Origin of the sequence: Knoellia sp. p5-6-4 (genome assembly GCF_029222705.1) — a bacterium.
Lineage (GTDB): Bacteria > Actinomycetota > Actinomycetes > Actinomycetales > Dermatophilaceae > Pedococcus_A.
Window position 1 is genome coordinate 1310891 of record NZ_JARGZF010000001.1, and the last position, 22236, is coordinate 1333126.

General features: G+C 73.2%; 25 protein-coding genes. 9 read left to right on the top strand and 16 right to left on the bottom strand.

The genetic code is table 11. The features are described 5' to 3' along the window. The first annotated feature begins 8 nt into the window (after positions 1 to 8). From P2F65_RS06325 to P2F65_RS06340, 4 genes are read left to right on the top strand one after another with little or no spacing between them, the layout of a single operon-like run. Positions 9 to 1055 carry a MoxR family ATPase gene (locus tag P2F65_RS06325; RefSeq protein ID WP_275805253.1) on the top strand — a complete coding sequence of 349 codons (1047 nt, stop codon included), beginning with the start codon at positions 9 to 11 and terminating at the stop codon, positions 1053 to 1055. Continuing rightward, positions 1034 to 1927, top strand: coding sequence for a DUF58 domain-containing protein (locus P2F65_RS06330; protein ID WP_275805255.1), 894 nt, complete (start codon positions 1034 to 1036; stop codon positions 1925 to 1927). Before P2F65_RS06325 ends, P2F65_RS06330 begins: the two co-directional genes overlap by 22 nt. Next, positions 1924 to 2916 (top strand): VWA domain-containing protein, encoded by a 993-nt coding sequence (locus P2F65_RS06335; RefSeq protein WP_275805256.1) that lies wholly within the window; start codon positions 1924 to 1926, stop codon positions 2914 to 2916. Before P2F65_RS06330 ends, P2F65_RS06335 begins: the two co-directional genes overlap by 4 nt. A gap of 2 nt (positions 2917 to 2918) precedes the next feature. Beyond that, positions 2919 to 4001, top strand: coding sequence for a VWA domain-containing protein (locus tag P2F65_RS06340; RefSeq protein WP_275805258.1), 1083 nt, complete (start codon positions 2919 to 2921; stop codon positions 3999 to 4001). A gap of 9 nt (positions 4002 to 4010) precedes the next feature. Here the strand turns inward: P2F65_RS06340 and P2F65_RS06345 are convergent, their stop codons facing one another. The 3 genes from P2F65_RS06345 to P2F65_RS06355 are packed head-to-tail and all read right to left on the bottom strand — an operon-like array spanning position 4011 to position 6183. After that, the gene (locus P2F65_RS06345; RefSeq protein ID WP_275805260.1) at positions 4011 to 4838 is read right to left on the bottom strand and encodes a DNA-formamidopyrimidine glycosylase family protein; all 828 of its coding nucleotides are present in this window, start codon (positions 4836 to 4838) and stop codon (positions 4011 to 4013) included. Beyond that, on the bottom strand, positions 4831 to 5226 hold the full coding sequence (locus P2F65_RS06350; protein ID WP_275805262.1) for a nuclear transport factor 2 family protein: 396 nt from the start codon (positions 5224 to 5226) through the stop codon (positions 4831 to 4833). The genes P2F65_RS06345 and P2F65_RS06350 overlap by 8 nt, the downstream gene beginning before the upstream one ends. Beyond that, positions 5227 to 6183, bottom strand: a complete 957-nt coding sequence (locus P2F65_RS06355; protein ID WP_275805264.1) for a Ku protein — start codon at positions 6181 to 6183, stop codon at positions 5227 to 5229. A 109-nt stretch (positions 6184 to 6292) separates the two neighbouring features. On the opposite strand from P2F65_RS06355, the gene ligD (P2F65_RS06360) reads away from it, so the two are divergent. Next, the gene (gene ligD, locus P2F65_RS06360; RefSeq protein ID WP_275805266.1) at positions 6293 to 7243 is read left to right on the top strand and encodes a non-homologous end-joining DNA ligase; all 951 of its coding nucleotides are present in this window, start codon (positions 6293 to 6295) and stop codon (positions 7241 to 7243) included. Continuing rightward, a complete protein-coding gene (ligD, locus tag P2F65_RS06365) occupies positions 7240 to 8115 on the top strand; it encodes a non-homologous end-joining DNA ligase (protein WP_275805268.1) in 876 nt (291 codons plus the stop codon). Before ligD (P2F65_RS06360) ends, ligD (P2F65_RS06365) begins: the two co-directional genes overlap by 4 nt. Here the strand turns inward: ligD (P2F65_RS06365) and P2F65_RS06370 are convergent. The 9 genes from P2F65_RS06370 to P2F65_RS06410 form a co-directional block, all read right to left on the bottom strand. Next, on the bottom strand, positions 8105 to 8632 hold the full coding sequence (locus tag P2F65_RS06370; protein ID WP_275805270.1) for a (2Fe-2S)-binding protein: 528 nt from the start codon (positions 8630 to 8632) through the stop codon (positions 8105 to 8107). The two genes, ligD (P2F65_RS06365) and P2F65_RS06370, sit on opposite strands and share 11 nt — an antisense overlap. Positions 8633 to 8830: 198 nt before the next feature. Further along, positions 8831 to 9163, bottom strand: coding sequence for an Lsr2 family protein (locus tag P2F65_RS06375; protein ID WP_275805272.1), 333 nt, complete (start codon positions 9161 to 9163; stop codon positions 8831 to 8833). Between the two features lie 71 nt (positions 9164 to 9234). Further along, positions 9235 to 9417 carry a lysyl-tRNA synthetase gene (locus tag P2F65_RS06380; protein WP_275805274.1) on the bottom strand — a complete coding sequence of 61 codons (183 nt, stop codon included), beginning with the start codon at positions 9415 to 9417 and terminating at the stop codon, positions 9235 to 9237. Continuing rightward, the gene (gene lysS, locus P2F65_RS06385; RefSeq protein WP_275807303.1) at positions 9414 to 10874 is read right to left on the bottom strand and encodes a lysine--tRNA ligase; all 1461 of its coding nucleotides are present in this window, start codon (positions 10872 to 10874) and stop codon (positions 9414 to 9416) included. Before lysS ends, P2F65_RS06380 begins: the two co-directional genes overlap by 4 nt. A gap of 107 nt (positions 10875 to 10981) precedes the next feature. Then, entirely contained in the window at positions 10982 to 11860 is an 879-nt protein-coding gene (gene nadC / locus P2F65_RS06390; protein ID WP_275805276.1) for a carboxylating nicotinate-nucleotide diphosphorylase, read from the bottom strand. Then, positions 11857 to 13584, bottom strand: coding sequence for an L-aspartate oxidase (locus P2F65_RS06395; protein WP_275805279.1), 1728 nt, complete (start codon positions 13582 to 13584; stop codon positions 11857 to 11859). Before P2F65_RS06395 ends, nadC begins: the two co-directional genes overlap by 4 nt. Beyond that, a complete protein-coding gene (gene panD / locus P2F65_RS06400) occupies positions 13577 to 14029 on the bottom strand; it encodes an aspartate 1-decarboxylase (protein WP_275805280.1) in 453 nt (150 codons plus the stop codon). The genes P2F65_RS06395 and panD overlap by 8 nt, the downstream gene beginning before the upstream one ends. Before the next feature lie 7 nt (positions 14030 to 14036). Beyond that, entirely contained in the window at positions 14037 to 14951 is a 915-nt protein-coding gene (panC, locus tag P2F65_RS06405; RefSeq protein ID WP_275807306.1) for a pantoate--beta-alanine ligase, read from the bottom strand. 9 nt (positions 14952 to 14960) lie between these two features. Further along, positions 14961 to 15857: a DUF2520 domain-containing protein gene (locus P2F65_RS06410; RefSeq protein WP_275805281.1), complete on the bottom strand. Its 897-nt coding sequence runs from the start codon at positions 15855 to 15857 to the stop codon at positions 14961 to 14963. Positions 15858 to 15944: 87 nt separating this feature from the next. On the opposite strand from P2F65_RS06410, the gene P2F65_RS06415 reads away from it, so the two are divergent. Continuing rightward, positions 15945 to 16901, top strand: coding sequence for an SAM-dependent methyltransferase (locus P2F65_RS06415; protein WP_275805284.1), 957 nt, complete (start codon positions 15945 to 15947; stop codon positions 16899 to 16901). Here the strand turns inward: P2F65_RS06415 and P2F65_RS06420 are convergent. Next, positions 16885 to 18096, bottom strand: coding sequence for a cytochrome P450 (locus tag P2F65_RS06420; protein WP_275805286.1), 1212 nt, complete (start codon positions 18094 to 18096; stop codon positions 16885 to 16887). The two genes, P2F65_RS06415 and P2F65_RS06420, sit on opposite strands and share 17 nt — an antisense overlap. Before the next feature lie 93 nt (positions 18097 to 18189). Between P2F65_RS06420 and P2F65_RS06425 the strand changes: the two genes are divergently transcribed. Then, positions 18190 to 18765, top strand: coding sequence for a hypothetical protein (locus P2F65_RS06425; RefSeq protein WP_275805288.1), 576 nt, complete (start codon positions 18190 to 18192; stop codon positions 18763 to 18765). Between the two features lie 55 nt (positions 18766 to 18820). Then, positions 18821 to 19993, top strand: coding sequence for an NADH-quinone oxidoreductase subunit D (locus P2F65_RS06430; protein ID WP_275805290.1), 1173 nt, complete (start codon positions 18821 to 18823; stop codon positions 19991 to 19993). Positions 19994 to 20018: 25 nt separating this feature from the next. Here the strand turns inward: P2F65_RS06430 and P2F65_RS06435 are convergent, their stop codons facing one another. From P2F65_RS06435 to folP, 3 genes are read right to left on the bottom strand one after another with little or no spacing between them, the layout of a single operon-like run. Continuing rightward, positions 20019 to 20528: a DUF3180 domain-containing protein gene (locus P2F65_RS06435; RefSeq protein ID WP_275805292.1), complete on the bottom strand. Its 510-nt coding sequence runs from the start codon at positions 20526 to 20528 to the stop codon at positions 20019 to 20021. After that, positions 20522 to 21406 (bottom strand): 2-amino-4-hydroxy-6-hydroxymethyldihydropteridine diphosphokinase, encoded by an 885-nt coding sequence (gene folK / locus P2F65_RS06440; RefSeq protein WP_275805294.1) that lies wholly within the window; start codon positions 21404 to 21406, stop codon positions 20522 to 20524. Before folK ends, P2F65_RS06435 begins: the two co-directional genes overlap by 7 nt. Then, positions 21403 to 22236, bottom strand: coding sequence for a dihydropteroate synthase (folP, locus tag P2F65_RS06445; protein ID WP_275805296.1), 834 nt, complete (start codon positions 22234 to 22236; stop codon positions 21403 to 21405). The genes folK and folP overlap by 4 nt, the downstream gene beginning before the upstream one ends.

The window sequence follows — 22236 nt, forward strand, 5'->3', positions numbered from 1 at the left end:
GGAGAGCCATGGACCCACACCGCACCGGCAGCGAGGCCGACCAGCACCCGCTGGAGCAGCTGCTCTACCAGGTCAAGAAGACGATCGTCGGGCAGGACCAGCTGCTGGAGCGGATGCTGGTGGCGCTCCTCGCCCGCGGGCACCTGCTCGTCGAGGGGGTGCCCGGTCTGGCCAAGACGATGGCGGTCAAGACGCTCGCGCAGGCCATGGGCGGCCAGTTCCAGCGGATCCAGTTCACCCCCGACCTCGTGCCCGCCGACGTCGTCGGAACCCGCATCTACAACCAGCAGGAAGGCGAGTTCCAGGTGTCCCTCGGGCCTGTCTTCGCCAACCTGCTGCTGGCCGACGAGATCAACCGGGCCCCGGCGAAGGTGCAGAGCGCGCTCCTGGAGGTGATGCAGGAGCGGCAGGTGACCATCGGCCGCGAGACCTACCCGGCACCCGACCCGTTCCTCGTCATGGCGACGCAGAACCCGATCGAGTCGGAGGGGACCTACGAGCTCCCCGAGGCGCAGGTCGACCGGTTCATGCTCAAGGTGCTGGTCGGCTACCCCAGCCCGGCCGAGGAGTTCGTCGTCGTCGAGCGCATGACGGGCCGGCTCGACCCGCCCCAGCAGGTTGTGACCACCGACGACCTCCTGGCCTTCCAGCGCCAGGCCGACGCCGTCTACGTCGACCCGGCAGTGATCGAGTACGCCGTGCGCCTCGCCGGCGCCACCCGCGCCCCGGCCGAGGCGGGGCTCCCCGACCTCGCCCGGTACCTGTCCTTCGGAGCCAGCCCCCGCGCCTCGATCAACCTCGTCCGGGCTGCGAAGGCGCTGGCCTTCCTGCGTGGCCGGGACTACGTGCTGCCCCAGGACGCCCGTGAGCTGGCGCTGGACGTGCTGCGGCACCGGGTGGTGCTCTCCTACGAGGCCCTCGCCGACGGCCTCGGCGCCGACGCGCTGCTGCAACCGATCCTCTCCGCCGTACCCCTCCCCGAGGTCCCGCTGCGCGAGCACACCGGGGGGACGCAGCCCGGACCTGACCGGACATGGACCACGCACCCCCGCTGACCGCGGAGCGGGTCCTGCGCCGCCTGGAGTGGCGCGTCGTCCGCAGGCTGGACGGCCGCCTCCAGGGCGACTACCGCACCCTCTTCCGCGGCGAGGGCGTCGACTTCCACGACCTGCGCGAGTACGAGCCCGGCGACGACCTGCGGCACGTCGACTGGAACGTGACGGCGCGCATGGACACCCCCTTCGTGCGGCAGTACACGGAGGACCGGGAGGCGACCGCCTGGCTGCTGCTCGACCGCTCGGCCTCGATGGCCTTCGGCCCCGTGGACCGGCAGAAGGACCTCGTGCTCGTCGAGGTGGCCCTCACCCTCGCGCAGGTGCTCGCCCGGGGGGGCAACCGGGTGGGCGCGCTGCTCTTCGACAACGAGATCGAGCGGACCGTCGCGCCCGGGCAGGGCCGCCGGCAGGTGCTGCGCATCGCCCACCACCTGCTCCAGCCTCCGCGCCGGGGCAACGGCGCCACCGACCTCGCCGTGCTGCTGCGGGCGGCCTCCGGGGTGGCCCGGCGCCGCTCGCTCGTGGTCGTGCTCTCCGACTTCATCAGCGTCCCGGGCTGGGCGCCCGCCCTCGCCCTGCTGGCCCGCCGGCACGACGTCGTGGCGGTGCAGGTGCTCGACCGCCGGGAGTCGGAGCTGCCCGCGGCCGGCATGGTCTACGTCGAGGACGCCGAGACCGGCGAGCAGATCTTCGTCGACACCGACGACCCCGGCTTCCAGCGTCGGCTGCGCGAGGTCGTGCAGCAGCGCCAGGAGGAGCTGGCCGCAGCGGTCCGCTCGGCGGGCACGGAGCTGCACACGGTGGGCACCGACGAGGACCTCGTGCGGGCGCTCGCACGGATCTCCGAACTGCGGCGCAGGGCCCGCCGATGAGCTTCATGTGGCCCTGGATGCTCCTGCCGGCCATGGCAGGGCTGGTGCTCCTCGTGCTGGGGTACCGGCGGCTCTCCGAGCGCCAGGCGGCCCGGCGCGAGGAGCTGGCCGCGCTCGGCCTGGTCGTGGGGGGCGGGGGCCGCCGGGCCTTTCGGGCGCGCCACCTGGCACCGGTCCTGCTCCTGGCCGCCCTCGCGTTGATGCTCGTCTCGCTCGCCCGGCCGCAGGCCACCGTCGCCGAACCGCGCCGCGAGGGGACCGTCATCCTCGCCTTCGACGTGTCGACGAGCATGGCTGCCACCGACCTGCGCCCCACCCGCATGGAGGCAGCCAAGGCAGCCGCGCGACGCTTCGTGGAGAAGCAGCCGTCCACCATCCGCATCGGCGTCGTGGCCTTCGGCGAGAGCGGCGTGGTGGCCCAGCGACCCACGACCAGCCGGACGGAGGTGCTGGCCGCCGTGGACCGGCTGGCGCCACAGGGCGGCACGGCCGTGGGCCGCGGCATCCTCGCCTCGCTGTCGGCGATCGCCGGCCGCCCCGTGCTCGCCGACGAGTCCCCGACCGAGGACGCGCTCGAGGGCGCCGACATCGGCTACTTCGGGTCGGCCGCCATCGTCCTGCTCTCCGACGGGGAGGACACCTCCGACCTGGCCCCGCTCCCCCTTGCCGAGCTCGCGTCCGTGGCGGGGGTGCGCATCCACCCGGTCGGCATCGGCAGCCCGGAGGGGACGGTGCTCGAGGTGGACGGCTTCCAGGTCGCGACGGCCCTGGACGAGGAGCTGCTGCGGGCCGTCGCCGACGCGACCGACGGCACCTACTACCCGGCTCGCGACGAGCGGTCACTGGACGAGGTCTACGCCTCGATCCGGCCCGGGTGGACCGTCCAGGCCCAGCGGCGCGAGGTCACCGCCCTGTTCGCGGCGGGTGCCGTGCTGCTGGTCCTCGGGGCCTCGCTCCTGTCGGTCAGGCGTTCGGGGCGGGTGGTGTAGCCGTGTCCCTCGCCTGGCCCTGGGCCCTTCCGGCGCTGCTCGCGGTGCCGGCGCTCGCGGCGGCATACCTCTGGCAGCTGAGGCGTCGGCGCCGGGAAGCGGTGCGCCACCCGAGCGTCGCCCTGGTGCGCGCTGCCGCGCCGCGGTCGAGGCGGTGGCGACGGCACGCGCCCTTCGCCCTCGTGCTGCTCGCGCTGTCGTTCCTCGGGCTGGCCGCGACCCGCCCGCAGGTCGAGGCCCAGGTGCCGGTGCGCGCCGGTGCGGTCATCATGGCCGTCGACGTGTCGGGCTCGATGTGCGCCACCGACGTCGACCCCAACCGGCTCGGCGCCGCCCAGGAGGCCGTGCGCGAGTTCGTCTCGAGCCAGGACGAGGACACCCGCATCGGGCTCGTGCTGTTCTCCGGCTTCGCCCAGGTGTCCGTCTCGCCGACGACCGACCGGAGGGCGGTCCTGGACGCCGTGGACACGCTCACCACCGGGCGGGGCACCGTGATCGGGGCGGCCATCCTGAAGTCGATCGACGCCATCGCCGAGATCAACCCCGACGTCCCACCCGCCTCGACCGACGGCTTCGACGCCCCCGGGCCGGGCCCCACCCCGGGCATCCCGGCGCCCGGGAGGTCGACGTTCGCCCCGGAGATCGTGGTGCTGCTCACCGACGGCGCCAACACGCGCGGGGTCACCCCGGAGGAGGCGGCCGAGGCGGCGGCCGCCCGTGGCGTGCGCATCTACCCCATCGGCTTCGGCACGACCCAGCCCGTGAGCCTGGTGTGCACCCGCGAGCAGCTCGGCGGCACCGAGCAGGGACTGCCCCGCTGGGGAGGCCCCGGCACGCGGGGACGCGACGGCCGCAACTTCCTGGTGATCGACGAGCCGGCCCTCCAGCAGGTCGCCCGGACCACCGGCGGTGCCTACTTCCGGGCCAGCAGCGCCGACCAGCTCCAGGGAGTGCTCGAGGACCTGCCCAGACCGGTCCAGCAGCAGCGCCGGCAGGTCGAGCTCAGCGCGGCGCTCACCGCCGCCGGCCTGCTCGCCGCGCTCGCCGCCGTGGGGCTCTCGGCCCGGTGGCGGGTCTTCCCCTAGGTCCCTGCCTCAGCGGCGGCGCTGGCAGCGACCGCACCAGAACAGGTTTCGTCCCGCGACGACCCGCGTTCGCACCTTCGACCCGCAGACCCGGCACGGCTCCTGCGCCCGCCGGTAGACGAGGTAGCGGCGCTCGCCCGGGATCACAGGCTCGCCCGCGGCCAGCGTCACCCGCGCGTCCTCGACCTGGTCGGGCATGGTGAGGATCTGTCCGGCGGCCAGGCCGAGAGGCATGAGCTCGCAGATGTCCTGCCACATCGCGTCCCAGGTGGCGGGCCGGATCTCGAGACCGGGGCGGAAAGGGTCGACCCTGTGCCGGAAGAGCAGCTCGCAGCGGTAGACGTTGCCGATTCCCGCGACGACCGACTGGTCCATGAGCAGCTCGGCGATGCTGCGGCTGCTGCGGCTGACCTTCCGCCAGGCCGTCTCCGAGTCGGGGTCGGGGCGCAGCGGGTCGGGGCCCAGCCTCGCCGTCACGCCCTCGACGTGCTCGGGGGTGACCACCGCGCACAGGTTCGGCCCCCGCAGGTCGCCGACGTGGTCGTCGGTGAGCAGCCGAAGGCGTACCTGGCCCTGCACCGGCGGCACCGCCCCGGTGGGCCGCGGCAGGATCGAGAACTTCCCGATCAGCCCGAGGTGCACGTGCAGCCATGCGTCGGCCTCGAACTCCACGAAGAGGTGCTTGCCCCAGGCGGAGGCCTCGAGCACCTTGCGTCCGTCGAGCAGCGCGGCCCCTTCGGCGAACTTCCCCTGCGGGCTGGACACGTGGGGGTTGGCCCCGGCGAACGCGGCGTTGAGGTCACGGGCGAGGCCGTGGAGCGTGTGGCCCTCAGGCACCGGCGCTCCCCGCCCCGTCAGGCGGCACGGGGGTGCCCTGGTGGTGGCGCAGCTGCCACCTGCCGCGCTCGCGCAGCCACACCGACGAGCGGCGCGCGTGGCCCGCCTCGCCGTGGGTCTCGTAGGTCACGAGCACGACGTCGGGCGCCAACCCCACGGCGGCCATGTCGGTGGCGTCGACGCGGAAGGGCCCGGCCGCTGCCTCCTTCTCCATCATGGTCAGGACCCTCTCGCGGTCCCAGATGCGCCCGGAGGCGCCGACCTCCCGGAAGTCCTGGTGGATGAGCAGGCCGGCACTCGTGCGGTCGCCGCGCACGGCCCCGGTCAGCAGGGCGCGTTCGCAGTCCTGCACGACGGCGAGGTCGTCGTCGGTGGGCAGCTGCGCCACTCAGCTGGCCTTCTTGGCCGCGGTCTTCCTGGCCGTCTTCTTGGCAGCCGTCTTCTTGGCCGGAGCCTTCTTGGCGGGGGCCTTCGCCGCGGCCTTCTTCGCCGTGCCCGAGCCGGTGGCCTTCTTCGCGGCCGCCTTCTCCACCGGCTTCTCGCCCTCGGCTGCAGAGGGAGCCTCGCCCCGCGCGGCCTTGGCCTTCTCCACGCTCTTGGCGAGGGCGGCGAGCAGGTCGACGACCTCGCCCTCCTCCTCCTTGCGCCCGGGGGCCTGGCGCACCTCGCCGCCCTCGAGCTTGGCCTTGACCAGGGCCTCGAGCGCGATCGCGTAGTCGTCCTCGTACTCGTCCGGGTCGTAGTCACCGGCGAGGGACTCGATGAGCATGTTGGCCATCTCGAGCTCCTTGGCCGTGGCGCGCGCGTCCTCGTCGAGCGTGGCGAAGTCGGCGGCGCGGATCTCGTCGGGCCACAGCATGGTCTGCATCACGATGACGCCGTCCTTGACGCGCAGCACGGCCATGGTCATGCGGGTGCGGATCGAGACGGTCACGACCGCCATCCGGTCGGCGTGCTCGAGGGCGTCGCGCAGCAGGATGTACGGCTTCGTGGCCGCCTTGTCGGGCTCGAGGTAGTAGGAGCGGTCGAGCAGCATGGGGTCGATCTGGTCGGCCGGCACGAACTTCTGCACGGCGATCTCCTTCGAGCTCGCCGCCGGGAGGTCCTTGAAGTCCTCGTCGGTGAGCACGACCATGTCGCCGTCCTCGGTCTCGTAGCCCTTGGCGATGTCGTCGTAGGAGACCGGCTCGCCGTCGATGCTGCAGATCCGCTGGTACCTGATGCGCCCACCGTCGTCGCGGTGCACCTGGCGGAACGAGACGTCGTGGTTCTCGGTGGCGGAGTAGAGCCGCACCGGCACGTTCACGAGACCGAAGGAGACCGCGCCCTTCCAGATCGCCCGCATGACCAGTCCTTTCGTATGCCGTGAGCCCCGCCTAGAGCCTACGGTCGCCGCCGGGCGCCGACCACAGATAAACAGCGCAGCGACCTCGCGGTCGCGACAGGATGGGTCCATGCGCCCGATGCTGGCCTCGCCGACCACCTCCGTGCCCCGGGGAACGGAGTGGCTGCACGAGGTGAAGTGGGACGGCATGCGGGTGCTGGCGGACGTGCACGACGGCCGGCTGGCGCTCACCTCGCGCAACGGCAACGACGCCACGGCGAGCTTCCCCGAGCTCGACGGGTTGAAGGAGACCTACGACGACCTGCTCCTCGACGGCGAGGTCGTCGCGTTCGACGCCGGGAAGCCCTCCTTCGCGGCGCTCGCCGAGCGGATGCACGTGTCGGACCGGCGCCGGGCGGAGCGCCTCGCGGCCACGAACCCGGTGACGTTCCTGGTGTTCGACCTGCTGCGCCTCTTCGGTCAGGACCTGACCGCCCAGCCGCTGGCGGCCCGCCGCGGGTTGCTCGAGAGCCTGGACCTCAGGGGGCCGCACTGGCAGGTGCCACCGGTCTACGACGACGGTGAGGAGCTGTTCCAGGCGACGCGGGACCAAGGGCTGGAGGGCGTCGTCAGCAAGCGCCGCACCTCTGCCTACCTCGCGGGACGCCGCTCGGCCGACTGGCTCAAGGTCCCGCACCGCCGGACCATCTCGGCCGTCGTCGGCGGCTGGCGGCCGGAGCAGACCAACGACGCCGGTCGCCTCGGTGCCGTGCTGCTCGGCGTCCCGAGCCCGCAGGGCTGGCGGTATGCCGGGAAGATGGGCAGCGGCATCGCCGGCCTGGCCCAGCGCAGGCTCACCGACCTGCTGGCACCGCTGCGCTCCGAGGGCCCGCCCTTCTGCGACGCCGTGCCCGCCCTCGACGCCCGCGGTGCCACCTGGGTGCGCCCCGAGGTGGTCGTGGAGGCGCGCGTGCTGGGGTGGACCCGCGAGGGCAGGCTGCGCCAGCCGGCATACCTGGGGGTGCGCACGGACGTGACCCCCGAGGACCTGCTTGCCGACGCGGAGGGAGGCGAGCCGTGACCGAGGCGACGGCGGTGCACGTGGCGGGGCGGAAGCTGAAGCTCACCAGCCTCGACAAGCTGCTCTACCCCGCGACCGAGACCACCAAGGGCGAGGTGCTCAGCTACTACGCCCAGGTGGCCGACGTGATGCTGCCGCACCTCGCCCACCGCCCGGTCACCCGGGTGCGCTGGCCGCACGGGGTCGGCGACCAGAGCTTCTTCGAGAAGAACCTGCCGAGCGGGGCGCCCTCGTGGCTGCCGCACGTGAGGGTCGACGACGTCACCTACCCGATGGTCGACGACCTGGCGGCGCTGACCTACCTCGTCAACCTCAACTCCATCGAGTTCCACGTGCCGCAGTGGACCGTCGACGACGCCGGCGTGCCGCAGAACCCGAACCGGCTCGTCATCGACCTCGACCCCGGCACCGGCGCGGGGCTGCACGAGTGCGCGACGGTCGCGCTGATGGTGCGCGAGCGGCTCGGCGCCCTCGGCCTCGACCTCTACCCGGTGACCAGCGGCAGCAAGGGGATGCAGGTCTACGCCGCGCTCGGCGGTGACCTCACCTCAGACCAGGTGCGCGACCTCGCCCAGCAGCTCGCGCAGGAGCTCACCAAGAAGCACCCCGACCTCATCCTGTGGAAGATGACCAGGTCGCTGCGCCCGGGAAAGGTCTTCCTCGACTGGAGCCAGAACGTCGCCGCCAAGACGACCGTGGCCCCCTACTCGCTGCGCGGGCGCGACACCCCCACGTGTGCCGCGCCGCGGACGTGGGACGAGGTGGAGGCCGGCGCGCAGGACCCCGACGCGCTGCAGCACCTGATGTTCGACGAGGTGCTCGAGCGCGTCGCCAAGGACGGCGACCTGCTCGAGGGACTGCTCAGCGACTGAGCCGGGGGCAGCCGGCGCACTCATGGGCTCCGGGCAGCGCGTAGATGAAGCAGCACGACTGCCGCTGCGGCGGCCGCGCGGGGCGCTCGGCGACTGCCTGGTGCGCCCGGTGCAGGGCCATCGCCCAGACGTCGTCGACCATCGCCTGCCGCTGGTGCGGCCCGAGCCGCACGCCCGGCTCATAGGTCGCGGCGAACGGCCGCGCCAACCCCTCGTAGGCCGTGCGGGCGGCGGCCAGCCGCGCCTCCCCTTCGCCCGATCCGGGCCGGGCGGCCCGGATCTGGAGGTGGGCGGGGAAGAGCTGCGGCGAGAGGTCGAAGCTGAGGGACGCTCCCGAGAGGTCGGGGTCCCACGGGCCGAGCACCACGGCATACGCGGCCACGGTGGCCGGCACCTCGAGGACCCACTGGAGCACGAAGGCGGCCGGCATGGCCGGGGGCGTCGGCCGGCCGTGCTGCCGGGCGGTGGACGCGGCCAGGGCCTCGCGCCAGGGACCCGTGGGGTCCTCTCCCGCCACCTGCGCCGCGGCCAGCTCGTCCCACCGCCACGTCAGGCGCGGCTCGTCACCGCCGGCAGCCGAGACCCGGAGCCAGGGAAGGTGGCGGTCGACCAGCTCTGCGAGGGAGGCGGCCTCGCCGAATGCGAAGGAGGGCGCATTTCCGGCCGTCTTCGGTGAAATGCCGGAAATACGCCCTCCTCGGGGAGAATCGTGAGGTCAGTGCGCCTTGTCGTAGGCGGCCTGGATCTCGGCCGAAATGCGGCCGCGGTCGCTCACCTCGTAGCCGTTCTTGCGCGCCCACTCACGGACCGCCGCGAGGTCGGTGCGCTTGGTCGCCGCCGCCGATCCGCGGCCCGCGCCAGAGGTCTTCCGGCCGCCTGAACGACGGGCGTGCCCGACCCAGGGGGCGAGCTCGTCGCGCAGCTTCGCGGCATTGTCCGAGCTGAGGTCGATCTCGTAGGTCACGCCGTCGAGGCCGAAGGTCACGGTCTCCTCGGCGGGGCTGCCGTCGAGGTCGTCCTCGAGAATGATCTTCACGCGCTGCGCCATGGGGTTTTCCCTTTCAGCTGAATTGGACGCGCACAAAGTACTACCGATTCAACGTCAGGAGAAAGCCGCTTTCAGGAATTGCCGTCCTGCTTCTTCTGGGCTTCGGCTTTCCTTTTCTCCTCGGCCTCCCACTGGGAGTGCGCGAGCCTTTCCTTTCGGTCGCCCTCGATCATGTTCTTGATGACGACGTAGAAAAGGATTCCGACGCCGACCGAAGGAATGATCGCCGCCAGATAGGGCCAGATGTCGCTCACGAATGCGCCTCGGGCTTCAGGTGCGGGAAGAGGATCGTCTCGCGGATGTTGGCGCCGGTGAAGAGCATGATGAGCCGGTCGATGCCGAGCCCGAGGCCGCCCATCGGCGGGGCGCCGTACTCCAGGGCTCGCAGGAAGTCCTCGTCGAGCTGCATCGCCTCGGGGTCGCCGCCGGCGGCCTTGAGGGACTGCTCCTCGAGGACTCGGCGCTGGATCACCGGGTCGACGAGCTCGGAGAAGGCCGTGCCGCGCTCGACGCCGGCGATGATGAGGTCCCAGGCCTCGATGAGGTGGTCGGGGTCCTCGCGGTGGGGTCGAGCCAGCGGCTGGGCGTGCGGCGGGTAGTCGCACAGGAAGGTCGGCTGGAGCAGGTGCGGCTCCACGAGCTCGCCGAGCAGCTCGGTGACGATCTTGGAAGCCTCCCACTTCGGGTCGACCTCGACGTCGTGGCGCTTGGCGATGCCGCGCAGGGTCTCGACGTCGGTATGGGGGGTGACCTCCTCGCCGACCGCCTCGCTGACGCCCTGGTAGACGGGCAGCCAGCGCCACTCACCGTCGAGGTCGACGACCCCCTTGGGGGTCTCGATCTGCCGGGTGCCGACGGCATCGGCGGCGGCGAGGAACATCTCGCGCATCAGCTCGGCCATGGTGTGCTGGTCGCCGTAGGCCTCATAGGCCTCGAGCATCGTGAACTCGGGGCTGTGGGTGGAGTCGACGCCCTCGTTGCGGAAGATGCGGCCGATCTCGAAGACCTTCTCGACCCCGCCGACGACGGCCTTCTTGAGGTTGAGCTCGAGCGCGATGCGCAGGGTCATCGCCTGGTCGAAGGCGTTGATGTGGGTGTGGAACGGCCGGGCCGTCGCGCCGCCGTGGATGAGCTGCAGCACGGGGGTCTCGATCTCGAGGTAGCCGCGCTCCTCGAGCGTGGTGCGCACCGCCTTCACGATGGCGGCGCGGGTGCGCACCATGTCGCGGGCCTCCTGGCGCACGATGAGGTCGGCGTAGCGCTGGCGCACCCGCGACTCCTCGGAGAGCTCCTTGTGCAGCACCGGCAGCGGCCGCAGCGCCTTCGACGCCATCTGCCACTCGGCGGCCATGACCGACAGCTCGCCGCGCTTGGACGAGATCACCCGGCCGCGCACGAACACGTGGTCGCCGAGGTCGACGTGCGCCTTCCAGTCGGCGAGCGCCTCCTCGCCGACCTCGGCCAGGCTGAGCATGACCTGCAGGCGGGTGCCGATGCCCTCCTGGAGGGTGGCGAAGCAGAGCTTGCCGGTGTTGCGGATGAAGATCACGCGACCCGCGACGCCCACGACGTCCTGGGTCTCCTCACCGGTCTCGAGGTGACCCCACTGCTCGCGCACCTGCTCCAGCGTGTGGGTGCGCTCGACCGCGACCGGGTAGGCCTGCCTGCCGGACTCGAGCAGGCGCTGGCGCTTCTCGTGGCGCACCTGCATCTGCTCGGGAAGGTCGTGGTCGTGGTGCTGGGTGGGGGTCTCGCTCACCCCCAAAGGGTACCCAGCGCGGCATACCCGCCTGTCACCGGCGAGGGTCGGCTGCCCGGTCAGGCGTCGACGAAGTCGAGGGCGATGTCGACGATCGGCGAGGAGTGGGTGAGTCCGCCGACGGAGAGGTAGTCGATGCCGGTGTCGGCATAGTCGCGGGCGACGTCGAGCGTGAGGCCGCCGGTGGCCTCGATCTCGACCTGCTCACCGGTGCCGCGCACGGCCTGCACCGTCCCGCGCAGCAGGTCGACCGGCATGTTGTCGCACATGACGAACCGCGCACCCATCTGCACGGCCTCCAGCGCCTCGGCCACCGTGGTCACCTCGACCTGCACGGGGACGTCGGGAAAGCGCTCGCGGATGGCTCGGTATGCCGCCGTGAGGCCGCCCGCGGCCAGCTTGTGGTTGTCCTTGATCATGGCCGTGTCGTAGAGGCCCATGCGCTTGTTGGTGCCGCCGCCGGCGCGGACCGCGTACTTCTGCAGGGCGCGCATGCCGGGCGTGGTCTTGCGGGTGTCGAGCACGGTGCAGCCCGTGCCCGCGAGGGCGTCGGCCCAGCGCCGGGTGTGGGTGGCCACCCCCGAGAGCCGGGACAGGATGTTCAGCATGGTCCGCTCGCCGATGAGCACGACCTGCGTGGACCCGTCGACCGTGGCCAGCACCTGCCCGCGACCGACCGCGTCGCCATCGTGCGCCGCGACCTCCACCCGCGGGATCGGGAGGCCGAGCCGGAAAGAGACCTCGGCGAACACGAGGTCGACCACGGGCAGCCCGGCGACCACGCCGTCGGCCCGGGCGACGACCTGCGCCCGGCACGTGGCCCTCGGCTCGAACGTCGCCAGGGTCGTCACGTCGAGGCTGTCGGGCCCGAGGTCCTCGTCGAGGGCGGCGCGGACGAGGTCGAGGGCGGCGGGCTCCGGGAAGCGCAGGTCGCTCATGTCAGGTCCTGGGCCGGCACGGGCTGGAAGGCGGTGGTGACACTGCCGTCGGCCTGGCGCTCGGCACAGCTGTGGCCGCGCCAGTGCTCGTCGTCGCGGTCGGGGAGGTCGGCGCGCACGTGGCCGCCGCGGGTCTCCTCCCGCAGCGCGGCCAGCAGCGTGAGCAGCTGCCCGACGTGCAGCAGGTTGGTCGTCTCCCACCCCTCGGGGCCCGGCACCGCCGCCCGTGCGGACAGGGCCAGCTCTGCCAGGGCCCGCGCCGTGGAGGCGAGCGACCCGGCGGTCCGCACGGCCCCCGCACCTGCCGTCATGGCGTGCTGCACCGCGACCCGCTGGGAGGCGTCGAGCAGCGCGGCCGGCCCGGACGGAGCGACCGGGGCGGTCTGCGGCAGCTCCCCTGCGGCGATGCGGTCGGTGATGTCGTCGGCGATGCGGCTGGCGAAGACCAGGCCCTCGAGAAGCGAGTTCGAGGCCAGCCGGTTGGCTCCGTGCACCCCGCTGCAGGCCACCTCGCCGCACGCGTAGAGGCCGGACAGCGAGGCGCGGCCAACGAGGTCGGTGCGGATCCCGCCGGAGGCGTAGTGCTGGGCGGGCGCCACGGGCAGCAGGTCGGTGGCCGGGTCGAAGCCGAGCTCGCGGCAGCGTGCCACGATCGAGGGGAACCGCTGCTCGAGGAACTCGCGGCCGAGGTGCCGGGCGTCGAGGAAGACGTGGTCCTCCCCCGTCAGCTGCATGCGGTCGACGATGGCGCGGGCCACCACGTCGCGCGGTGCGAGGTCCGCCATCGGGTGGCGGCCCTCCATGAACCGCACGCCGTCGCGGTCGACGAGGAAGGCGCCCTCGCCGCGCACCGCCTCGGAGATGAGCGGTTGCTGGCCGGTGCTGCCCTCGCCGAGCCACAGCACCGTCGGGTGGAACTGCACGAACTCGAGGTCGGCCATGAGCGCGCCGGCCCGCAAAGCCGCCGCCATGCCGTCGCCGGTCGCGACGGAGGGGTTGGTGGTCGAGGAGTAGACCTGTCCGAGGCCACCGGTCGCCAGCACCACGGCCCGGGCGTGGGCCGCACCGACCCCGTCGATCTGGCCCTCGCCGATGACGTGCAGGGTGGTCCCGCACACACGGCCGTCGCCGTCCTTGAGCAGGTCGACCACCAGGGCGTGCTCGATGACCTCGATGCCGGGGTCCTCCCGCACGGCGTCGAGCGCCGCGATGAGCGCCCTCGAGATCTCACGGCCGGTGGCGTCCCCGCCGGCGTGGGCGATGCGGTCGCGGCCGTGGCCGCCCTCGCGGGTCAGCTTGAGGGCGCCCGCGGCGTCGAGGTCGAACTCCGCGCCGATGCCGACCAGCTCGCGCACCCGGCGGGGGCCCTCGTTGACGAGCGCGGTCACCGCGTCGACATCGCAGATGCCGACCCCGGCGACGAGGGTGTCGCGCAGGTGCTCCTCGGGGGTGTCCTCCGGCGCGAGCGCCGCCGCGATCCCGCCCTGCGCCCACAGCGTCGAGCCGGCGCTGAGCACCGTCTTGGTCACCAGGAGCACCCGCTCGACCCGCTGGCGCAGCCGCAGGGCGCAGGTCAGGCCGGCGATGCCGGACCCGACGACGATGGCGTCGGCCGAGACGGTCCAGCCCGGCTCGGGCGCCACGAGACGCACGGGCAGGCGCAGGTCGTGGCGCTGGGCCCGCTCGCGGGGCAGGCCGAAGACGTGGGACGCGTCGTCAGCCACGGGCTGCTCCCACCTCGTCGTGCTCGACCGGGCCGCGGCGGACCGCGGAGGTGCGCAGGCCGAACCCGGCGGGCACGTCCCCGGCGTCGCGGCCGACCTCGACGACGCGGTTGTCGTCGTCGACGAAGACCACGTGCGGCTCGAACGTCCTCGCCTCGGCGTCGTCCATCGAGGCATACGCGATGATGATGACCTTGTCGCCCGGGGAGACCAGACGCGCGGCCGCGCCGTTGATGCAGATGGTCCCCGACCCCCGCTCCCCCTCGATGACGTACGTCGTCAGCCGGCTGCCGTTGTCGATGTCGACCACGTCGACCTGCTCCCCCGGAAGCAGCCCGGCCGCGTCGAGGAGGTCGCTGTCGACGGTGAGCGACCCGACGTAGTGCAGGTCGGCCTGGGTGACGGTGGCGCGGTGGATCTTGGCGTAGAGCATGAAGCGCTGCACGACGGCCTCAGTCCTGCGCCGGCGGCTCGGCGTGCACGTCCGAGAAGACCTCGAGCGCCCCACCTCCGGGCCCGACCCTGATGGGCAGGTTGTCGATGAGCCGGGTCGTGCCGACGCGGCCGGCCACCGCGAGCAGGGCCTCACCGCGGTACCACTCCGGGACGTCCTCGAGCGTCGTCGGGTGCACCAGCACGAGGTAGTCGATGAGGGCCAGCGGCTCGGCGACGAGCACCCCCCGGGCCGCACGCCGGATGGCAGAGGGGCCCTCGGGGGCCGCCTCGGCCCCGGCCTTCAGCGCCCGCGAGAGGCACAGCGCCACCTCGCGGTCCGACTGCGTGAGGTAGGTGTTGCGCGAGCTCATGGCCAGCCCGTCGGCCTCGCGCACGGTCGGCACGGAGACCACGTCGACCGGGAAGTCGAGGTCGCGCACCATGCGGCGGATGAGCAGCAGCTGCTGGGCGTCCTTCTGCCCGAAGTAGGCGCTGTCGGCCCGGGTCAGGTGCAGCAGCTTCGCCACGACGGTGAGCATGCCGTCGAAGTGGCCGGGCCGGGCCTGCCCCTCGAGCACGTCGCCGAGCGGCCCGGCGGAGATGCGCACGCCCGGGTCCCCGTCCTGGTACACGACGTCGGGGGTCGGCGCGAAGACGAGGTCGACCCCCGCGCTGCGGCAGATCTCCATGTCGGCGTCGAAGGTCCGGGGGTAGCGCGACAGGTCCTCGCGGGGCCCGAACTGCAGCGGGTTGAGGAAGATCGTGACGATGACGTGCCGGGCCCGCCGGCGGGCGGTGCGGATCAGCGTCGCGTGGCCCTCGTGCAGGGCGCCCATGGTCATGACGACCGCGACGTCGCCGTCGCCGAGGGCGGCCCGGGCAACCTGCAGCTCGTCGCGGGTGCGCGCCACCACAGGGGTCCTCGTGCTCAGGTCGGTCACCTATCGCTCCTGATCGCTCGCAAGGATGTCCAGCAGGGGTTCGGCCGCCATCGGCCGCAGCCGCCCACTCGCCAGCGCCCGCTCGGCCGTGGCCCGGGCGAGGGCCACGTAGGTGGGCCGGATGTCCGGGGAGAGCGCCTCGAGCTGGCGCAGGTGCTCGGCAACGGTACCGACGTCGCCGCGCGCCACGGGCCCGGTGAGAGCGGCGTCACCCGCGCGCAGGCTGTTGTCGAGGGCTGCGGAGACGAGGGGCTCGAGCATCCGGTGGGGGTCGGGGACGCCGGCCGCCGCGAGCGCCTCCATCGACTGGGCGATGAGCGTGACGAGGTGGTTGGCGCCGTGCGCCAGGGCCGCGTGGTAGAGCGCCCGGTGCTGCTCCTCGATCCACACCGGCTCGCCGCCGATCTCGAGCACGAGCGCCTCTGCCACGGGTCGCAGCGGCTCGGGCGCGGTGACCCCGAAGCAGCAGTCGGCCAGCCGGGTCAGGTCCATGGCGGTGCCCGTGAACGTCATCGCCGGGTGGATCGCCAGCCCCAGCACGTGGAACGGCAGGGCAGGCTCGAAGACGGCGAGCCCGTGCCGGCCCGAGGTGTGCGCCACCAGCTGGCCCGCCTGCCAGGCCCGGGTGGCGCTCAGCCCCGCGACGAGGCCGGCAAGCGCGTCGTCGGGCACCGCCAGCACGAGCAGCTCGGCGCGCGCGACCACGTCCTCGACCGGCAGCAGGGGTATGCCGGGCAGCAGCTCCGCGGCCCGGCGCCGGGAGGCGTCGCTGACGCCGGACACCGCGACGACGTGGTGACCGGCCTGCTGCAGCGCGGCGCCGAGGACCGCCCCGACGCGGCCCGCCCCGACGACCCCGACCTGCAGGCGTGCGGGACGCTCGTCGGCGGAAGTCACGGCGGCACCGTACCGCGCTCGCCGGGCCCGGGGACCCGGGCCGCCCAGAGCGTGCACGGCCCGGCGCCTGCCGACTACGGTGACGGCGTGGGCGCGAGGACGGCGGGGGTGCCGTGGCGAGAGGCGTGGCAGCGTGCCCTCTACGGCCCCGAGGGCTTCTACCGCTCCACAGCCGGGCCCGTCGGGCACTTCACCACCGCCACCCACGGCCCCCTCGGCCCGGTGCTGGCCGGGGCGCTGCTGCAGCTCGCCGCCGACGAGGGCTGCGGCCGCATCGTCGACGTGGGGTGCGGCCGCGGCGAGCTGCTCACCCGGCTGCGCCACCTCGACCGGGACGTGGCGCTCACCGGGGTGGACGTCGTGCCCCGGCCGACCGGCCTGGCCCGCGACGTCGGCTGGCTGGTGTCACCGGGAGGCGAGTCCCTTCCCGACGCGCTCGAGGGGCTCGAGGCCACCCTGGTCGTCGCCCACGAGTGGCTCGACGTCGTGCCCTGCACGATCGCCCAGGTCGATGACGACGGCAGGCTCCGCGAGGTGCTCGTCGACCCCTCCACGGGCGAGGAGTCGGTCGGCGGTGAGGTCACCGACGCCGAGCGGGAGTGGGCCGAGAGCCACTGGCAGCCCAGCGCCCCCGGCGACCGGGTGGAGGTCGGCACCAGCCGTGACGGCGCCTGGTCCGACCTGGTGCGCCGGCTGCGCTCGGGTGTGGCGGTGGCGGTGGACTACGGCCACCGGGGCGGCGAGCGGCCCGCTGGGGGCAGCCTCACGGCATACCGGGAGGGCACGGTCGTCGACCCCGTGCCGGACGGCACGTGCGACCTGACCGCTCACGTGGCCATGGACAGCCTCGACCACGACGAGCTCGTCGACCAGCGCACGGCGCTGCGGGGGCTCGGCGTACAGGGCGCCCCGCCGCCGCGCCAGCTCGCCGCCGACGACCCGGCGGCCTACCTGCGGGCGCTCTCGCACGCGTCGGCCGCGGCGTCGCTGACCGCTCGGGGCGGCTTCGGCGACTTCTGGTGGGCCGTCAAGCGCGTGGGCTGAGCACCAGCCGCTCGAACCCGCGCAGCACGAAGGTGGGTCGGCGCTCGGCCTCGACCACCTCCAGGCGTGGGAAGCGGCGCAGCAGGGTGCGCAGCGAGACCAGCAGCTCGAGCCGGGCCAGGGGTGCGCCGATGCAGAAGTGGATGCCGGCGCCGAAGGCCAGGTGCGGGTTGGGGTCGCGGGTGGGGTCGAACCGGTCGGGGTCGGCGAAGACGGCGGGGTCGCGGTTGGCTGCACCGAGGAGGGCCGCGACCTTCTGGCCCGGCTCGAGGTGGATGCCGGCCACGTCGGCGGGTTCCTTGGCGGTGCGCTCGAACAGCTGCAGCGGCGAGTCGTGGCGCAGGAACTCCTCCGCCAGCCGCTCGACCTCGGCGGGGTCGTCGACGTCCACCTCGGGCCGCGGGTGCGCGGTGAGGAGGGAGTGCAGGCCGTTGCCGAACCCGTTGACGCTGGCCTCGTGGCCGGCGTTGAGCAGCAGCACGGCGGTGGCCACCAGCTCGTGGGCAGAGAGCCGGTCGCTGCCGTCGCGCGCCTGCACGAGGTCGGTGAGCAGGTCGTCGCCCGGGCGCCTGGCGCGGTCGGCGGCGAGCAGCTCGACGTAGGCGGAGAACTCGGCGCTGGCCCGGCGTGCCTCGGCCTCCTGCTCGGCGGTGCGGTCGACCTCGTACATCCTCACGATCGCCTGCGACCACGGGCGCAACAGCTCACGATCGGGCCCCGGCACCCCGAGCAGCTCGGCGATCACCAGCACGGGCAGCGGCTCGGCGTAGCCGGCGAGGACGTCGAAGGACTCGCTGCTTCCCGCCGGGGCCGCCTCGTCGAGCAGCTGACCTGCCAGCTCCTCGATGCGCGGCGCCAGCCGGGCCACGTGGCCGCGCCCGAAGGCGCCGGAGACGAGCCTGCGCAGGCGGGTGTGCTTGGGCGGCTCGCTGTCGAGGATCGAGTCGGCGTGCAGCCAGTTGAACGTCTCCCACTCAGGCTCCGGCGTCCTGGGACGGAACACCCGCCCCAGCCGGCGGTCGCGCAGCACAGCCCCGCACGCCTCGTGGCTCGTCGCGAGCCAGGTGCCCAGCCCGCTGTGCCAGGCCACCGGGGCGAGCGCGCGCAGCCGCGCCAGGTGCGGGTAGGGGTCGGCGACGACCGACGGGTCGGTCAGGTCGAGGACGTCGGCGGCGTCGAGGGCTGCTGGGGCCACAGGGGCAGCCTGCCGCACCCGCGTCGGTTTTGTCGCAGCTCGCCAGCACCGGCAGACTGGACGGCCGCCGCACCTCGGAAAGGACCCGCCCGCATGAGAACGCAGAACCGGCGCCGAGCCCTGCGAGCCCTCCCCGCCGTGCCGCTGGCGCTCCTCCCCGTGGCGTGCGGCGACTCGGGCGGCAGCGCCGGCGGTCCCGTGACCGTGACCGTCACCCCGACCGTGACCGCCTCCCCCAAGGCTGCGCCGAAGAAGACGAGCACGGCCGCGCCCGCACCCCCCAAGAGCGACGTCGTGGGCCGCGGCTACGACTTCGGCACCGTGACCAGGCTGAGGACGGTGGCCGGCACGCAGGTGCTCACGCTCGACCGCTGGACCTGGAAGGGGCTCGACGACGCGAAGCTGGCCCGCGCAGGGGTGCCCCTCGCTCCGTTCAAGGGCAGGCCCTACACGAACCAGAACGACCGGCTCACCTACGACATCCCGGTGGCCGAGGACCCGCGGGTGCTCTACCACCACTGCGTGAAGGCGGGTGAGCCGCAGCAGACCAGGTCGGCCACGGTGAAGGAGATGGCCGGCCTCGCCGAGGGCGAGAACCTCGTGCTGGTGCGCCTCGACGACAAGGGTCGCGCCGTCGCGGTCGACAACCTGCCCGGATGCCCCGCCTGAGCCGACCACGCGGCATACCCCCGCCCTCCCCACCGGATGGGGCAGACTGGCCGCCATGACCTCGTCGGCCGGACAGCGGGAGCTCACCGTCGGCATGGGCGCCGGCGGCCTCGCCACCGCCGACATGGTGCTCAACATCGGGCCGCAGCACCCGGCCACCCACGGAGTGCTCCGGCTGCGGATCGTCGTCGACGGCGAGCGCATCGTCTCGGCCGAACCGATTGTCGGCTACATGCACCGCGGCGCCGAGAAGCTCTTCGAGGTGCGCGACTACCGGCAGATCATCGTGCTGGCGAACCGGCACGACTGGCTCTCGGCGTTCTCCAACGAGCTCGGGGTGGTGCTCGGCGTCGAGCGGATGCTCGGCATGGAGGTGCCCGAGCGTGCAGTCTGGGCGCGGACCCTGCTCGCCGAGCTCAACCGGGTGCTCAACCACCTGATGTTCCTCGGCTCCTACCCGCTCGAGCTCGGTGCGATCACGCCGGTGTTCTACGCGTTCCGCGAGCGCGAGGAGCTCCAGGCGGTGATGGAGGAGGCCTCCGGCGGCCGGATGCACTACATGTTCAACCGGGTCGGCGGCCTCAAGGAGGACCTCCCCGCGGGCTGGCTCGAGCGCGTCTCGTATGCCGTGCGCGCCGTCCGCGCGCGGCTGCCGGAGCTCGAGTCGCTCATCGTGGGCAACGAGATCCTCGAGGCGCGCACGCGCGGCGTGGGCGTCCTGGCACCGGAAATGATTGCGGCGTATGGGGTTTCGGGTCCGATCGCCCGGGCCTCCGGAGTCGACCTCGACCTCAGGCGTGACGAGCCCTACCTCGCCTACGCCGAGCTGTTCGCGGCGGGCGGACCCGGCCGCGTCGTCACCCGCACGGCCGGCGACTGCCTGGCCCGCCTCGAGGTGCTGCTCGAGCAGGTGCACGTCAGCCTCGACCTCGCCGACGCCTGCCTCGACCGCCTGCGCTCGCTGCCGCAGGGCCCGGTCAACGTGCGGCTGCCGAAGGTGCTCAAGGTGCCCGAGGGCGACCTCTACACCGCGACCGAGAACCCGTTGGGGCTCAACGGTTACTACCTCGTCTCGCGCGGGGAGAAGACGCCGTGGCGCCTGAAGCTGCGCTCGGCGTCGTTCAACAACATCGCGGTGCTCGGCGAGGTGCTGCCGGGCAACCTCATCGCCGACATGGTCGCCATCCTCGGCTCGATGTTCTTCGTGGTCGGCGACGTCGACAAGTAGCCCGGTCGATGGGCGACTCTTTCGCTCAGTGCCTGTGCTCGTCCTGGCGACCGTTGTCCTCGTCCCATCCCTCACGGTCCTCGTCGCTGGGTTCGATCCGGCACATCCGCTGGGTCGCCATGCCCGCGGCCGCCAGCAGCAGCGCACCGGCACACAGGGCGAGCAGCCGCCAGAACAGCGTGCGGTAGGACAGCAGGTCGATGTCGGGCACGAGCAGCACCACCTGAGCGGCGTAGAAGCCGAGGACGCCGGCGCCCGTGAGCGCGGCCGCCTGGGCGAGCACGAGGGTGCGTGCGGCACGGAGCGGGCTGAGCGGGCGGGTGGCCCGGCCCTGGAGGAATCGCCGCACCGGCAGCCCGGCCGCGAAGACGAGCGCCGCGGTGACGACCAGGATGATCGACGAGATCCACGTCGACGGCGGCAGCAGGTTGCCCCGGGAGAGGTAGACGCTCCAACCCATCCACGACAGCGCGCCCACGACGAGGGCGACCCCGACCAGGTGCGAGACCCTCAGCCCACGTCCCTCGTTCACCATGCGTCGTCCAGCAGGTCGCCCTCCGGGCCCGGCCGCACCCCGGAGGTGTCCATCGCCGCGACGAGGTCGGCCACCCGTCGCGCGGCCCCCTCGACCCGCAGGGTGGCCTCGGGGTCAGCCTGCAGCCACGGCACCAGCACGAAGGCCCGCTCGTGCGCCCGGGGGTGCGGCAGCGTCAGCGCCGGGTCGTCGAGCTGCACGTCGGTGTTGAAGGCCGGGTCGCCGTACTGGACGAGGTCGAGGTCGAGCGTGCGCGGCCCCCACCGCACGTCACGGGTGCGGCCGTGCGCGCGCTCGACGTCGTGCAGGAAGCGCAGCAGCGCTCGTGGCGAGGCCGGGGTGGTGCCCACCACCACCGCGTTGAGGTATGCCGGCTGGTCCGGTCCGCCGACGGGGTCGGTCTCCACGACGGGGGACACCGCGTCGACGTCGACCGCCCCGAGCAGCGCGACCACGGCGTGGCGCAGCGTCTCGAGCGACTCGCCGACGTTGGAGCCGAGGGCGATCACCACCGGGGTCTCGCGCTCGCGGCGCACCCGCACCTGCACGTCGGTGAACGGGTGGCCCACCGGCGCCTCCGGCTTGTGCACGACCACCTCGACGGCCTCGACCAGCGGTCGGGTCAGCACGGCGGTGGCGATGCGCTCGGCGACGGCCTCGATGAGGTCGAGCGGCTCACCCTCGATGATCCCGACCACGTCGCCCGCCACCTCGGCGTAGTTGACCGTGTCGGCGAGGTCGTCACTGGCCCCCGCCGGGGCGAGGTCGATGTCCATGACGACGTCGACGACGAAGGTCTGGCCGTCGCGCTTCTCGAAGTCCAGGACGCCGTGGAAGCCCTTGGCGGAGATGCCCTTCAGGACGATCTGGTCGGTCACGGCGCCTCCTCCAGGGCGGCGGCGACGCGCAGGGCGTCGAGGGTGGACGGGACGTCGTGCACCCGCACGCACCAGACCCCGGACCGTGCCGCGACCAGGGACGTCGCCGCGGTTGCCGCGTCGCGATCCAGCGGAGGCCTCGGCTGACCACCTTCCGGCACGCCGAGCCGTCCGAGGAAGGTCTTGCGGGAGGTGCCCACCAGCACCGGGTACCCCAGGGCGACGACCTGGTCGAGGTGGCGCAGCAGGCTCCAGTTGTGGGCAGCCAGCTTGGAGAAGCCGAAGCCTGGGTCGAGCACGAGGTTCTCCTCGGCGATGCCCTGCCCGCGCAGGTGCTCGGCGCGCACGGTCAGCTCGGCGCAGACCTCGGCGGCCACATCGGCATACACGGCCTTGTCCTGCATGTCGCGGCTGTGCCCGCGCCAGTGCATCGCGATGAACGGCACCGCTGCCGACGCAGCCACCGACGCCATGTCGGGGTCGGCGAGGCCGCCGCTGACGTCGTTGATGATCGCGGCGCCGGCCTCCACCGCGCGGGCGGCGACCTCGGCGCGCATGGTGTCGACGGAGACGGTCGCACCGAGCCCGGCGAGCTCGGCCACCACCGGGAGCACGCGGCGCAGCTCCTCCTGCAGCGATGGCCGCTCGGCCCCCGGGCGGGTGGACTCACCACCCACGTCGAGGATGTCCGCGCCCTGGTCGAGCAAGTCGCGCCCGTGCGCCACGGCCGCCTCGGGCTCGAACCACTGCCCGCCGTCGCTGAAGGAGTCGGGCGTGACGTTGACGACGCCCATCACCAGCGGCATCCCGCTGGGGCGCTGAGGGATCAT

Coding starts and splice junctions, on each gene's coding strand:
- nadC (WP_275805276.1), bottom strand. CDS start 11,860: ATGAGCGACCTGCGCTTCCCGGAGCCCGCCGCCCTCGACCTCGTCCGC.
- P2F65_RS06325 (WP_275805253.1), top strand. CDS start 9: ATGGACCCACACCGCACCGGCAGCGAGGCCGACCAGCACCCGCTGGAG.
- P2F65_RS06355 (WP_275805264.1), bottom strand. CDS start 6,183: ATGCGGGCGATCTGGAAGGGCGCGGTCTCCTTCGGTCTCGTGAACGTG.
- folP (WP_275805296.1), bottom strand. CDS start 22,236: ATGATCCCTCAGCGCCCCAGCGGGATGCCGCTGGTGATGGGCGTCGTC.
- P2F65_RS06425 (WP_275805288.1), top strand. CDS start 18,190: ATGAGAACGCAGAACCGGCGCCGAGCCCTGCGAGCCCTCCCCGCCGTG.
- P2F65_RS06330 (WP_275805255.1), top strand. CDS start 1,034: ATGGACCACGCACCCCCGCTGACCGCGGAGCGGGTCCTGCGCCGCCTG.
- ligD (WP_275805266.1), top strand. CDS start 6,293: ATGCGCCCGATGCTGGCCTCGCCGACCACCTCCGTGCCCCGGGGAACG.
- P2F65_RS06335 (WP_275805256.1), top strand. CDS start 1,924: ATGAGCTTCATGTGGCCCTGGATGCTCCTGCCGGCCATGGCAGGGCTG.
- P2F65_RS06375 (WP_275805272.1), bottom strand. CDS start 9,163: ATGGCGCAGCGCGTGAAGATCATTCTCGAGGACGACCTCGACGGCAGC.
- P2F65_RS06430 (WP_275805290.1), top strand. CDS start 18,821: ATGACCTCGTCGGCCGGACAGCGGGAGCTCACCGTCGGCATGGGCGCC.
- P2F65_RS06435 (WP_275805292.1), bottom strand. CDS start 20,528: ATGGTGAACGAGGGACGTGGGCTGAGGGTCTCGCACCTGGTCGGGGTC.
- lysS (WP_275807303.1), bottom strand. CDS start 10,874: ATGCAGGTGCGCCACGAGAAGCGCCAGCGCCTGCTCGAGTCCGGCAGG.